Annotated in this window: 10 protein-coding genes; all 10 read left to right on the top strand. The window is 39.2% G+C overall.

The window, feature by feature from the left end:
• Positions 1-4 precede the first annotated feature (4 nt).
• The 10 genes from kdpA to R2Q16_RS17215 all read left to right on the top strand — a co-directional run bounded on the left by kdpA (position 5) and on the right by R2Q16_RS17215 (position 14067).
• Positions 5-1723 carry a potassium-transporting ATPase subunit KdpA gene (gene kdpA / locus R2Q16_RS17260; RefSeq protein ID WP_316738922.1) on the top strand — a complete coding sequence of 573 codons (1719 nt, stop codon included), beginning with the start codon at positions 5-7 and terminating at the stop codon, positions 1721-1723.
• A gap of 67 nt (positions 1724-1790) precedes the next feature.
• Positions 1791-3818 (top strand): potassium-transporting ATPase subunit KdpB, encoded by a 2028-nt coding sequence (kdpB, locus tag R2Q16_RS17255; protein ID WP_316738921.1) that lies wholly within the window; start codon positions 1791-1793, stop codon positions 3816-3818.
• Positions 3819-3835: 17 nt separating this feature from the next.
• Positions 3836-4396: a K(+)-transporting ATPase subunit C gene (locus tag R2Q16_RS17250; RefSeq protein ID WP_316738920.1), complete on the top strand. Its 561-nt coding sequence runs from the start codon at positions 3836-3838 to the stop codon at positions 4394-4396.
• A 44-nt stretch (positions 4397-4440) separates the two neighbouring features.
• On the top strand, positions 4441-5511 hold the full coding sequence (locus tag R2Q16_RS17245; protein WP_316738919.1) for a porin: 1071 nt from the start codon (positions 4441-4443) through the stop codon (positions 5509-5511).
• Between the two features lie 64 nt (positions 5512-5575).
• Positions 5576-6697, top strand: coding sequence for a sensor protein KdpD (locus R2Q16_RS17240; protein ID WP_316738918.1), 1122 nt, complete (start codon positions 5576-5578; stop codon positions 6695-6697).
• A gap of 30 nt (positions 6698-6727) precedes the next feature.
• Positions 6728-8479 carry an ATP-binding protein gene (locus tag R2Q16_RS17235; protein ID WP_316738917.1) on the top strand — a complete coding sequence of 584 codons (1752 nt, stop codon included), beginning with the start codon at positions 6728-6730 and terminating at the stop codon, positions 8477-8479.
• Between the two features lie 331 nt (positions 8480-8810).
• Complete coding sequence (locus R2Q16_RS17230) at positions 8811-9035, top strand: hypothetical protein (RefSeq protein WP_316738916.1); 225 nt, start codon at positions 8811-8813, stop codon at positions 9033-9035.
• A gap of 26 nt (positions 9036-9061) precedes the next feature.
• Entirely contained in the window at positions 9062-9220 is a 159-nt protein-coding gene (locus R2Q16_RS17225) for a DUF2256 domain-containing protein (protein ID WP_316738915.1), read from the top strand.
• Between the two features lie 99 nt (positions 9221-9319).
• Complete coding sequence (locus R2Q16_RS17220) at positions 9320-9679, top strand: hypothetical protein (RefSeq protein WP_316738914.1); 360 nt, start codon at positions 9320-9322, stop codon at positions 9677-9679.
• A 56-nt stretch (positions 9680-9735) separates the two neighbouring features.
• Positions 9736-14067, top strand: coding sequence for a CusA/CzcA family heavy metal efflux RND transporter (locus tag R2Q16_RS17215; RefSeq protein ID WP_316738913.1), 4332 nt, complete (start codon positions 9736-9738; stop codon positions 14065-14067).
• Position 14068 lies beyond the last annotated feature (1 nt).

Below are 14068 nucleotides of genomic sequence, written 5' to 3'. Positions count from 1 at the left end.
TAAAATGAATACTGAATTACTTGGAATAATTGCAACCTACCTGCTTACGTTGGTTATTGCTATTCCCCTTGGCCGCTATCTGGCAAAGGTTTTTGCCGGAGAAAAAGTCTGGACAGATTTCCTTAAGCCGCTCGAATCAGGCATTTATAAACTATCCGGAATCAATCCAAAAGAAGAAATGGATTGGAAACAGCATTTAAAAGCCCTGATGCTGATTAACCTGATTTGGTTGGTCTACGGCTTCTTTGTATTAATATTTCAGGATAAGCTTCCATGGAATCCGGATGGAAACCCCGGAATGTCACCCGACCTTTCATTCAACACCATCATCAGTTTTGTGGTAAATTGTAACCTGCAACACTATTCAGGTGAAACGGGCGTGAGCTATTTTACGCAGCATTACGTATTGATGTTTTTGCAGTTTGTAAGCTGTGCTACTGGTATTGCCGCTGCCGTTGTACTTTTCAAGGCTTTCAGGGATAAAACAGCCACCAAACTTGGCAACTTCTGGGCGTTCTTTGTGAAATCAATTACGCGGCTATTATTGCCTTTATCCATTGTAATGGCACTTATACTGGCTTTCAACGGCACACCTGCTAGTTATGATGGTAAAGACCAGTTTATTTCAGTTCAGGGTGATACTGTACATGTTTCCAGAGGTCCGGCAGCACAATTCATTGCCATTAAACATTTAGGTACCAATGGCGGTGGTTGGTTTGGTGCCAATTCCGCACACCCTTTTGAAAACCCAAACTACATCACCAATACGGTTGAACTGATTGCACAGGTTATCATTCCTATTGCAATGGTTATCGCATTCGGTATTTTTATTAGAAGAAGAAAACTTGCCTGGACAATTTTTGGTGTAATGACCATCGGTATGTTGCTCTTGCTGATTCCAACAGTAAGTTCTGAACTAGGTGGAAACCCGGCACTTGCAAAGATGGGCATTTCCCAAAGTACTGGTGCTATGGAAGGTAAGGAGGTGAGGTTTGGTCCGGCAATTTCTGCTTATTGGAGTACCATAACAACTATTATTTCAACTGGTTCGGTAAATAGTATGCACGATTCTACCATGCCGCTTACGGGCTTATGGCAATTGCTTGCGATGATGATTAACTCCTTTTATGGTGGCTGTGGCGTTGGTTTACTAAACTATTTCGTTTACTTAATAATCGCTGTATTTATATCTGGTTTGATGGTTGGAAGAACCCCAGAATTTTTAGGACACAAGGTTGAGGCCAGAGAGATTAAGATTGCTGCCATCATTACTTTACTAAGCCCCTTTTTAATTCTTGCCGGAACCGCAATTGCAGGTTTTGTATTTAATAATTATGGCGATGCAACTTGGGCAGTTCAACCTAAAAACTGGCTCAATAATCCTGGCTTTCACGGTTTTTCAGAGATGCTTTATGAGGTAACCTCATCAAATGCAAACAACGGTTCGGGTTTTGAAGGTTTGGGTGATAATAATATCTTCTGGAACGTATTAACTGGTGTAATATTGATGTTTGGGCGTTTCCTTCCAATAATTGGCCCGATTGCAATAGCTGGTTTACTTGGAGCCAAGAAATTCATTCCTGAATCTGCCGGAACGTTAAAAACCGATACCAAGACTTTTGCCCTGATGACCTTTGCGGTTATACTGGTGCTGAATGCACTCTCTTATTTTCCCGCCTTGGCTTTAGGTCCTATTGCTGAATATTTTACCATGCTTAAATAAATGGCAGATTTTCCCTTCGTCCATATTCCATCTTCCCTTATACATCTTACATCTTTAAAATAAAAATATGAAACCCAATAATAAATTGTTTGAGGCTGCCTTAATGCAAACCGCACTTAAACAATCTTTCATTAAACTAGACCCAAGGGTGATGGTTCGTAATCCGGTGATGTTTACCGTAGAGATTGGTACGGTTATCATGGCATATGTAACCATTTACTCGATGCGTAATCCCGGTCAGGGCGCTGCGCTTTATAACTTTGTTATTTTCCTGATTCTGTTGTTAACGGTACTTTTTGCAAACTTTGCCGAAGCCATTGCAGAGGCTAGAGGAAAAGCACAGGCAGATAGTCTTCGTAAAACGAGAGAAGAAACCCCTGCAAAAGTGCTTTCATCTAACGGAGCAATAGAAATCAAATCGTCGAACCAATTGCAAAAGGGCGATATATTTGTTTGCGAGCCTGGTGATATCATTCCAACCGATGGAGAAATTGTTGAAGGTATTGCTACCATTGATGAATCGGCGATTACGGGCGAATCTGCCCCGGTGATACGCGAATCGGGTGGCGATAAATCATCAGTGACGGGCGGTACAAAAGTGCTTTCAGATGAAATTAAGGTTCAGGTAAGCACAGCACCCGGCGAAAGTTTTTTGGATAAAATGATTGCTTTGGTTGAAGGTGCATCACGCCAGAAAACACCAAACGAAATTGCCTTAACCATTTTACTGGCAAGTTTTACCTTAGTTTTTATCATTGTTTGCGTAACCTTAAAACCTTTTGCCGATTACGCGAATACACCAATTACTATTGCGGCCTTAATTTCACTATTCGTTTGTTTAATTCCAACCACTATCGGTGGGTTACTTTCTGCCATAGGCATAGCCGGAATGGACAGGGCATTAAGGGCAAATGTAATAACCAAATCTGGTAAGGCAGTAGAAACCGCAGGTGATATTGATGTTTTACTGCTGGATAAAACCGGAACCATAACCATTGGTAATCGTAAAGCGACTAATTTTTATCCTACCGCATGTATAATGGCTAAAGATTTTACAGATGCCTGCATACTAAGTTCATTGGCTGATGAAACGCCCGAAGGAAAATCTATTATCGAACTTGCCGCCGAACAAGGCTATAAATCTTCGGGTACTCCGGCAGGTTCAACCTTTATCAAATTCACGGCAGAAACTCGTTCAAGTGGATTAGACACAGCCGATGGAAGACGTATTAGAAAAGGGGCTTTTGATTCCATCAGAAATATTGTAGAAAAAGCTGGAAATATCTTTCCATCTGATATTGAAAACCATGTTAAAACAATTGCCACCAACGGTGGAACACCTTTAGTGGTTTGCGAGAACGAGAAAGCCATGGGGGTTATTGAACTTCAGGATATTATTAAACCCGGAATCAGCGAACGTTTTGAACGCTTAAGAAAAATGGGTGTAAAAACCGTAATGGTTACGGGCGATAATCCATTAACGGCAAAATACATCGCTGAAAAAGCCGGGGTAGATGATTTTATCGCGGAAGCCAAACCTGAAGATAAGATGAATTACATTAAGGATGAACAGGCTTTGGGTAAACTGGTAGCGATGATGGGCGATGGTACAAATGATGCGCCTGCTCTTGCCCAGGCAGATGTAGGTGTTGCCATGAATAGCGGTACCCAGGCCGCAAAAGAGGCTGGAAATATGGTGGATTTGGATAACGACCCAACCAAACTGATTGAGATTGTAGAAATCGGTAAACAGCTGTTGATAACCAGAGGAACACTGACTACTTTTTCAATTGCGAATGACGTGGCAAAATATTTTGCTATTGTTCCGGCACTGTTTATCGCTTCCATTCCAGCGCTCCAAAGTTTAAATATTATGGGCTTGCATACACCAGAATCTGCAATTCTTTCGGCTGTGATTTTTAACGCCATTATCATTCCGATACTGATTCCGCTTGCCTTAAAAGGCGTGGCTTATAAACCAATTGGTGCAACCGCATTGCTTCGCAGAAATCTGTTCATTTATGGAATAGGCGGTGTTATAGCGCCATTTATTGGCATTAAAATAATTGATTTATTGGTTGGCTTATTTGTATAAGCTTTAAGAAAAATGTTATGAAAAAATATATTATTCAATCGATTCGCCTAACCTTAGTGCTCATCGTGTTATTGTGTGTAGTTTATCCAATTAGTGTAGCTTTTGTGGCTAAGTTTTCAGAAGGAAAGGGTGGAGGAGAAAAAATCTTGAAAGATGGTAAAACAGTCGGTTATGCACTGTTGGGTCAGTCTTTTACCAAACCCGAGTATTTCTGGGGCCGCCCATCGGCTGTAGGTTATAATGCGGCTGGTTCGGCCGGTTCAAATAAAGGTCCCTCAAACCCTGATTATTTGAAGGATGTTCAATCCCGGATTGATACCCTATTGAAATACGATCCGGCAATAAAAAAATCTGACATCCCTGCTGATATGGTTACGGCATCAGGGAGTGGCCTCGACCCAAATATTTCTGAACAAGGCGCAGCCATTCAGGTTGCCCGCGTTGCCGCTGCAAGAAAAATCAGTACGCAAAAAGTTAAGGCGCTTGTAGCCATGAATACGCAAAAGCCGCTTTTAGGTTTGTTTGGTCCTTCATCAGTTGATGTGCTTAAGTTAAACCTGGCACTTGATAAGCTTTAGCAAATATTTAGATCATAGGGCGATGCCCGACAATATAATTGATAATGAAAAGAATTTTAACAGTAGCCGCTATTTTAGCTACAACATCATGCCTTAAGGCTCAAGAACAACCAAAAATCAAAGTTTCAGGTTACCTTGAAACGTATTACGGTTACGATTTTAATAAACCGGCAGATCACAATCGTCCGGGTTTTATTTACTCGCACAACCGGGCAAATGAAGTCAACTTGAACCTTGGTTTTATAAAAGCCGCTTACGATAGCGGTAATATCCGGGCAAACCTGGCTTTAATGGCAGGAACCTACACCAATGCCAACCTTGCGGCAGAACCAGGTGTGCTTAAAAATATCTTTGAAGCTAACGCTGGAGTTAAACTTTCAAAAACCGCTAACCTTTGGCTTGATGCAGGTGTCTTCTTTTCTCACATCGGTTTTGAGGGTGCGATTTCAAAAGATTGTTGGGTGTTGACCAGAAATATCGCATCAGAAAATACGCCTTATTATGAATCTGGAGCTAAGTTAACTTATGGTACAAATGATGGCAAATTCACGGCTGCGGCTCTATATTTAAACGGATGGCAACGCATCAGCCGACAAAATGGAAACAATAAGCCTGCTGGTGGTTTGCAATTAACCTGGAAACCTACAGATAAAATAACCATTAATTACAGCAATTATCTGGGCAGTGAGGGCGTGGATTCAGTACGAGTAAATCGCTTTTACCATAATGTGTACGGTATATTTCAGTTAACCAATGCATTAGGCTTAACATTAGGCTTCGATTATGGAACGCAGCAAACGGAGAAAGGAAGTGATGATAAAAATGAAGTGATTGCGCCTGTTGCCATTGTGCAGTATAAGTTTGCGCCGAAATGGGCTTTAGCTGGCAGGTTCGAATATTATGAAGATAAGAATGGCATCTTCATCGCTACAGAAACACCTAATGGATTTAAAACTAAAGGCTATTCTCTTAATCTGGATTATTCACCGGTTTCAAATGCGCTAATCAGATTGGAGGGTAAGGCTTTTGACAGTAAGGATAAAATATTCATGAGAAACCTGGCTGCGGTTAATGCCAATGCAAGCATCACTGCTAGTATTGCCGTTTCATTTTAGCACTCTTAAAATTAACCTGGCTGGTGATGGTGCCATTCAGGTAAAATTGTAATTATTAGGACCTATGGAAGAAAAAGATTCGGTTAAACATTTCCTCAACCTGGTTAGAAAATCAAGAAAGGGAAAGCTGAAGATTTACATCGGCATGAGTGCGGGCGTGGGCAAAACTTATCGTATGTTACAGGAAGCCCATGCTTTGTTTCGCGGAGGTATCGACATTTGCATCGGTTACATCGAAACACACAAAAGGGCAGAAACTCATGCTTTGCTGGAAGGTATCCCCATCATCCAGAGGAGAAAATTATTTTACCGGGGAAAAGAAGTGGAAGAGATGGACTTAAAAGCCATCATCAGTCGCCACCCTGAAATTGTTATTGTTGATGAATTGGCACACACCAATATCGAGGGCAGCAAAAATGCAAAACGCTGGCAAGATGTTTTCGATTTACTCGAAGCTGGCATCAGTGTAATTTCGGCGGTAAACATTCAACACCTCGAAAGCATTAACGAGGAGGTTGAGCAAATTACCGGAGTAGCTGTAACCGAGCGCATACCGGATAAAATATTGGAAATCGCTGATGAAATTGTAAACATCGACCTTACTGCTGATGAATTGGTTGCCCGTTTAAAGGAAGGCAAAATTTACGAACAGAGTAAAATTGCCATAGCTTTAGAAAACTTCTTTCAATCGGGTAAGATTTTACAGCTTCGGGAACTTGCTTTAAAAGAAGTTGTGCACCAGGTAGAACGGAAAATCCAGACGGAAATACCAAAAACGATTAAACTTCGCTCCGAACGCTTTCTTGCTTGCATTTCATCTAATGCGGAAACGGCTGCTGTGGTGATTAGAAAAACTGCAAGATTAGCCTCTTACTACCGTTCGCCGTGGATAGTATTGTATGTGCAAAGCGATAATGAAAGCCTGGAACGCATCAAACTTGATAAGCAACGCCATTTGATAAATCATTTCAAACTGGCAACTGAGCTTGGTGCAGAAGTTATCAAAGTGAAAAGTAATTTAATAACCCAAACCATTATCGATACAGCAACCGAAAAAGAGGTGACCACAATTTGTATTGGAAAGCCACACTTGAATATTTTTCAGGTAATTTTGCGAACGGCAGTGTTTAACGGTTTACTTAAAAATCTGGCAAGCAAAGATATCGACCTTGTCATACTATCTTAATCATCCATGCATATTTAAAATAAAGGCACAATGAAAATTAAAACTAAACTCCGCCTTGGCTTCGGCTTCCTGTTCCTGATTGTACTTTCATTCGGTTTAATTGCATTATTTTTCTTAAATGAACTCAGCGATAAATCGAAGGTAATTTTAAAGGATAATTACGAAAGCTTAAAATATGTTGCCGAAATGCGTAGCGTACTGGATGAACATAATCTACAGTTTTCAAAACAAGCTGAAGACACGTTTGCGGGAAGTCTAAGGTTCGAAAGCAAAAACATTACCGAACAAGGGGAAGCAACTGAGGTAAAACAGCTGACCAGTAACTTTGAAAAGTTTCTTGCCGCCCAATCAGCTGAAGAGAAAATTCAATACCTCAAGGCATTACGTTTAAGCTTGCAGAAAATTGAAACACTAAATATGCAAGCCATATTTAATAAAAATGAAAAGGCAAATCAAACTTCTGCAAGGGCAAATATTTACATTGCGGTAGCTGCTTCAGTTTGTTTTCTGGTACTGTTTACTTTCATCGTAAATTTTCCGGGTTTCGTAGCAAATCCGCTGGCGGAGTTCAGCGCCGCCATTCGGCAGATTGCTAATAAAAATTATAAACAGCGTTTGCATTTCGATAATGATGATGAGTTTTCTGAACTGGCATTATCATTTAACGGCATGGCGACTAAATTAAATGAGTGGGAAAACAGCAATCTCTCTAAACTAAAAAGTGAAAAGCTGCGTATTGAAACCATTATTTCGCAGATGCAAGATGCCATTATCGGGCTTAATGAAAAAGGTGAGGTATTATTTTTAAATGCCCAGGCTTCGAAATTAATTAATCTGGATGCTGATAAAACGGTAGGTAAAAATGTGGCTGAATTGGAAGAAAAAAACGAACTGTTATACCGCATTATGCATCCTGTGGATAATAAACCTTTGAAAATTTATGCTGATGAACAGGAATCTTATTTTCAGCTCGACCAAAGGGAAATCATCATTCCAAATTTTCAAAATACCGGTAACGATACGCTAGTTGAGTCTTCAAAATCTGCAGGAAATGTATATGTTTTAAAGAACATTACGCAATTTAAGGAATTGGATGAAGCCAAAACAAATTTCATCGCTACGGTATCACACGAACTTAAAACGCCACTTTCTTCAATAAAAATGAGTTTAAAATTATTGAAGGATGAAAGGGTAGGTGATATAAATGCAGAGCAAAAAGAACTGATAGCGCACATCGCCGAGGATTCCGAAAGGCTTTTAAAAATTACCAGCGAATTGTTGGACTTATCTCAGGCTGAAACGGGAAATCTTAAACTCAGTTTTGCACTTACTAAACCAATTGATATCGTTAATTACGCTGTAGATGCGGTCCGTTTCCAGGCAGAACAAAAAAATATAAAACTGGAAGTTAACTGTAATGATAACTTACCGGAGGTATTGGCTGATGTGCAAAAAACGGCTTGGGTACTGGTTAATTTTCTATCCAATGCACTCCGTTACAGTTCAGAGAAATCATCGGTTATTGTTGATGTTATCGTTGTTAACAATGAAGTTCGGTTTTCGGTAAAGGATTTCGGCAAAGGAATAGATGAACGTTACCAGAATAAACTTTTCGATAGGTATTTTCAGGTACCCACAGATGGACAAAATAAATCTGGTTCTGGTTTGGGACTCGCCATTTCTAAAGATTTTATCGAGGCAGAGAAAGGAAAAATCTGGCTCGAAAGTGCAATTGGAGAAGGTAGTACTTTTTATTTTCAATTACCAAAGGCGGTGGGTTAGTATTAAGTCGTCAGTAATCAGCATTAAGTTGTCAGTCATTGGTATCAAGTCTTCAGTTGTTGGAGCTACTCTGGATGTTAGCAAGGCGCATTTGGAACCTGTGATAGCTAACAATTGCAAATACTTTATTAAACTGAACTAATATTTAGGTTGCAAATATTTCCAAACAATTATTGCTTTGGCAGCGTTAAGCCTGTATGACATTTAAAGCATTAATATTCGTTGGCGTTACCATTGGTGTAGTATCTTTTTTCGGAATCAGGAAACTGGTTAATGATAACCGAAGAATTGAGGCCTAACTTACTCTAATTCCCTTAGCAGCGCAGAAGCCATGGAAAAACTCATCAATATCTTAAAACAGCAATTGTTGGCGCATCATGTTACCGATATTATTCAGGTTGGGGAAAGAGAATTAAATCTTGTGGTTACTACTCGCGAGGATGTTAAATCCATTAAAAGAATGGCAGAGTTGATTCATGATGATAGTGAGGTGCAAATAAAAGGCATTAAAATCAACTTTGTTGACCAATACGGCGCAAATTTCGAGCAACTATAGCCAAAGACCTCTTTTTACTTAACAAAATGCAAGGCACAAAGAAAGCCAACTTACCGAGTAAAATTTGCCCCGTTTGTAACCGACCTTTTTTTTGGCGAAAAAAATGGGAACGAGATTGGGCAAATGTAATTTACTGCAGTAAAAAGTGTAGTGGTAACGCTCAAAAAATCAAAATCACATCATAAAATAAGTAACAATTACCACGATTTTTTGATTTTATGGCTCATTTGCCTAGTTTTGTGGCGTTGAAAAGATTGATTCACATATTGCTTCTTTGCTTTTACTTGTTTTCTACTACAGAATTACAAGAAATTGCCAGGCTTCCGGTATTGTTTCAACATTTCTTCGAACACAAGGGAATAGATAATAATATAACCTTTCTGTCTTATGTCGAAAGTCATTACAATGGTGTGCCACATACCGATAATGATGAAGAACGAGACAATCAATTACCTTTCAAAACGCATAGCCTTTGTGCAGCCAATGTGTTAAGTCCGGCTTTGCCACCATCTTTTGGCTTAACCCTTAAAAAAGAATATCAGCTTTTACGAGAGCAAAAAGTAATCTTAAATAACGATGCGGTTGTTTATTCGGCTTATGCCGGAAAAATCTGGCAACCGCCCAAAGCATTAATCCTTTCTTAAATTTCAGCGGAAACGCTACGAACTTTTTATTAGAAACGATTAAGTCTTAATTTTTCATGTTAAATCGAATTATTGAGTTTTCCATCAGGAATAAACTCATTATCGGGCTATTTACTTTTAGTCTGATTATTTATGGTTGTTTCGAATTATCGAAATTACCCATTGATGCTGTGCCAGACATCACAAACAATCAGGTACAAATTATTACAACGGCTCCCTCTTATGGGGCAACCGATATCGAACGATTGGTTACATTTCCTGTAGAACAAGCCAACAGCAATATTGCAGGGATAAAGGAAATCAGAAGTTACAGTCGTTTCGGTTTATCATTAGTAACCCTCGTTTTTAACGATGATGTTGATGTTTATTGGGCTCGTCAACAAGTGGCTGAAAGGCTATTGGTTGTGCAAGAGCAGATTCCACAAGGTATTGGTAAGCCAGAAATGGGGCCTATTTCAACGGGATTGGGTGAGGTTTATCAATATGCTGTAAAACCTAAAAAAGGTTACGAACATCGTTACAATATTACAGAACTCCGTACCATTCAAGATTGGATTGTAAGGCGACAGCTTTTAGGTGTTAAAGGTGTTGCGGAGGTAAGTAGTTTTGGCGGTAAGCTAAAGCAATATCAGGTAACGGTTAATCCGAATAAGCTTTTAGCGCACAAAGTAACCATTAGCGATATTTTTAATGCGCTGGAAAGCAACAATCAAAATACCGGAGGTGCTTATATTGAGAAGCAGGCAACAGTACAATACATCCGAACGGAGGGTTTGATTGGCAATAAAGAAGATATTGAAAATATTGTTGTTAAGAATAATCCTGAAGGTACACCTTTGCTTATCCGCGATGTTGCTAATGTAGAAATTGGTTTTGCAACCCGATATGGCGCATTAACTTTTAATAATGAAGGAGAAGTTTCCGGAGCAATTGTGATGATGCTAAAAGGCGCCAATAGTAATGTGGTAGTTAAAGATATCAAAACCAAGATCAAACAAATCAGCGAAACTTTGCCTGAAGGAGTAGAAATTATACCATTCTTAGATCGAACAAGCATGGTTAATAATGCCATTAGTACAGTTGAAACCAACCTTTTAGAAGGTGCTTTAATCGTAGTATTTGTATTGGTTGTTTTCCTTGGGAACTTAAGAGCAGGTTTAATTGTAGCTTCGGTTATTCCACTATCTATGCTTTTTGCCATCATTATGATGAATATTTTTGGCGTAAGTGGAAACCTGATGAGTTTAGGCGCATTGGATTTTGGCTTAATTGTAGATGGTGCGGTCATCATTGTCGAGGCAGTCATGCATCAGCTTGCGCACAGCAAAAAATTCGGTAGTATATCTGTTCTTAAGCAAAATGAGATGGATTCGGAGGTGAAAAGTGCCTCATCAAAAATGATGAATAGTGCAGTTTTCGGACAGATTATTATCCTCATTGTGTATTTGCCAATTTTCAGTTTACAAGGGATAGAGGGGAAAATGTTTAAGCCAATGGCGCAAACGGTGGCTTTTGCTTTATTGGGTGCTTTCATCTTATCGCTAACATATATCCCAATGATAAGCAGCGTTTTGTTGAGTAAAAAAATCAAAACCAAAGCTAATCTCGCCGATAAGGGAATGGAGAAAATCGAAAACAGGTACAGCATCTGGCTAAATAAGATTTTAGCTTTTCCTAAAACGGTGATTACTACTGTTGTGGTGCTGTTTACAATTGCCGTTTTTATCTTAACTAATTTGGGTGGCGAATTTATTCCATCTATCGAAGAGGGTGACTATGCCGTAGAAACGCGGGTTTTATCAGGCAGTAATCTAAATACATCAATAGAAAATATTCAGAAAGTTGCAGGGATTTTGAAATCGCGTTTCCCCGAAGTAAAAAATATCGTTACTAAAATTGGAAGCAGTGAAGTACCAACAGAACCTTTGCCGATGGATATGGGCGATATGATTATCAACCTAAAACCTAAAAAAGAATGGACAACAGCCGATAATTTTAAGGATTTAACGGAGAAAATGGGTAAAGCTGCCAGTGAAGTTCCTGGTGTTACCACCAGTTTTCAGTTCCCGGTACAAATGAGATTTAATGAATTAATGACAGGTGCGAGGCAAGATGTCGTTTGTAAAATCTACGGTGAAGATTTTGATACGCTTGCACATTATTCAAAACAAGTTGGTAATCTTTTGAGGGATGTTGATGGCACAGCCGATATTTATGTCGAGCAGATTTCGGGAACGCCGCAAATTGTAATTCAATATAATAGGGCAGTTATTGCACAATACGGTTTAAATATTTCTGATATCAACAGAAATGTTAATACGGCTTTCGCCGGACAAAGCACGGGGTTGGTTTTTGAAGGCGAGAAACGTTTTGATTTGGTTGTAAAACTTCAAAACGACCAGCGAAGAAGTATACAAGATGTGCAGCGTTTGCTAATTCCAACACCAAAAGGTAACCAAGTTCCATTGAGCCAGCTAGCGCAGGTATCTTTGGTTAACAGTCCTAGTCAAATTCAAAGGGAAGATACTAAACGCCGTATTTTGGTAGGTTTTAATGTTAACGGTCGCGATGTGGAGAGTATCGTAAACGAATTACAAGAGAAGGTTAAGCAGAAAATCAAACTGCCAACGGGTTACACGATAAGCTATGGCGGTTCTTTTCAAAACTTAAACGAAGCTAAATCGCGTTTATCTATCGCAGTTCCGGTATCACTTGTTCTAATTTTCCTATTGCTTTATTTCGCTTTCGGTTCAATAAAGTATGGCTTATTAATCTATACCGCCATTCCATTATCAGCAATCGGCGGAATTTTCTTATTGGCATTAAGAGGAATGCCTTTCAGTATCAGTGCAGGTGTTGGTTTTATCGCTTTATTCGGAATTGCCGTACTCAATGGGATTGTGCTGGTCGCTGAATTCAATAACATCAAAAAATCAGGAGAAAAGGATATGAAAAAAGTGGTTCTAAAAGGTACGAAAACACGTTTGCGACCAGTTTTAATGACGGCATTTGTGGCTTCATTGGGCTTTTTGCCAATGGCACTTAGTAATGGAGCAGGAGCAGCGGTGCAAAGACCTTTGGCAACAGTTGTTATCGGGGGCTTAATTATTGCCACGTTCCTTACCCTTTTTGTGTTGCCGATATTATATGTAGCTTTTGAAAAGGGCATTAGAATTAGCAAAAAGAGCATTCAGGTTTCATCGATAATTGCCATTTGTTTGGGCTCTTTATCAGCCCATTCGCAACAATCAATTACATTGCCACAGGCTCTGGATAGTCTTTATCAACATAATCTAAGCTTAAAGAGCAGCCGATTAAGGGCTACCCATAGTCAGGCGCTAAGTAAAACGGCAACCACAATTGCACCTTTAAGCCTTAATGGCGAGTACGGGAAATATAATAGTGATTTTACCGATAATAAAATTAGTGTTATCCAAGGATTTAATTTGCCAAGCGTTTATGCCAGACAAAAGGATAAATTATTGTCTGAATGGAAGAGCACTGTTTTACAACAAGATTTAAACAAGGTTGAATTAACCCGTTTATGTTCGCGAATTTTTTATGATTTACTGGTGCTTAAGGAAGTTCAAAAAACGTACAAACAAGCGGACAGTAATTACAGCAAATTGCAGCAATTGGCAACGTTGCGACTAAAAAGTGGTGAAAGCAATTTGTTAGAAAAAGCTAATGCAGATAATCAATTGATGCAAATTTCGACCAAACTTAAGCAGCTTAGTATCGAAGAAAATTTATTACAGCAGCAGTTTTCATTCTTGTTAAATTCAAACAATATTTTTTCGCCAAAGGCGGATGATTTGAAATCAGCTTTAAAATTTTCTGATACACTTACACTTAAAAATCACCCGGAAATTAAGCTTCGCTTGCAAGATGAGCAAACGGCTAGCGTGGCTACCAAGGTGGAGCAATCGAAACTTCTACCCGAAATAAATCTCGGTTACAACTCCACAACTTTACAGGATGGGATAAAATACGGGACAGATAATCGCTTCCAATCGGTGCAAGTTGGCTTAAGTATTCCATTGCTAGGAGGTGCACAACGCAATCGGGTAAAATCGGCAAAGGTTTACGAAGAATTTGCAAAGGCAGAAACCGATTTGAAAAGTAAACAGCTATCAAGCCATTTAAAAGCCACATATCAGCAATATCAGCAACAATTGCTTTTGATTGATGAATTGGAAAACAAAGGCTTAAAAACAGCGGCTGATATCAATAAAACTTTAGCCAGTCAGTTAAGAAATGGTGCAATTAACTATTTGGAATACACTTTACTGAATAATGAAACCATTAGCATCAAGGAGAAATATTTTGATGCAATTAAGCAACTGAACACAACAATTATTGAATTAAATTATCTCTTAGCACAATAAA

The sequence above is a fragment of the Pedobacter aquatilis genome, assembly GCF_032678425.1.
Classification (GTDB): Bacteria; Bacteroidota; Bacteroidia; order Sphingobacteriales; family Sphingobacteriaceae; genus Pedobacter; species Pedobacter aquatilis_B.
The sequence above is the reverse complement of the archived record's forward strand: the minus strand, read 5'-3'. Positions and strand labels throughout refer to the sequence as shown.

Excerpts from the sequence above, each read along its gene's own strand:
- R2Q16_RS17245 (WP_316738919.1), top strand. The coding sequence starts at position 4,441 with ATGAAAAGAATTTTAACAGTAGCCGCTATTTTAGCTACAACATCATGC.
- kdpA (WP_316738922.1), top strand. The coding sequence starts at position 5 with ATGAATACTGAATTACTTGGAATAATTGCAACCTACCTGCTTACGTTG.
- R2Q16_RS17225 (WP_316738915.1), top strand. The coding sequence starts at position 9,062 with ATGCAAGGCACAAAGAAAGCCAACTTACCGAGTAAAATTTGCCCCGTT.
- R2Q16_RS17240 (WP_316738918.1), top strand. The coding sequence starts at position 5,576 with ATGGAAGAAAAAGATTCGGTTAAACATTTCCTCAACCTGGTTAGAAAA.
- R2Q16_RS17235 (WP_316738917.1), top strand. The coding sequence starts at position 6,728 with ATGAAAATTAAAACTAAACTCCGCCTTGGCTTCGGCTTCCTGTTCCTG.
- R2Q16_RS17230 (WP_316738916.1), top strand. The coding sequence starts at position 8,811 with ATGGAAAAACTCATCAATATCTTAAAACAGCAATTGTTGGCGCATCAT.
- kdpB (WP_316738921.1), top strand. The coding sequence starts at position 1,791 with ATGAAACCCAATAATAAATTGTTTGAGGCTGCCTTAATGCAAACCGCA.
- R2Q16_RS17250 (WP_316738920.1), top strand. The coding sequence starts at position 3,836 with ATGAAAAAATATATTATTCAATCGATTCGCCTAACCTTAGTGCTCATC.
- R2Q16_RS17215 (WP_316738913.1), top strand. The coding sequence starts at position 9,736 with ATGTTAAATCGAATTATTGAGTTTTCCATCAGGAATAAACTCATTATC.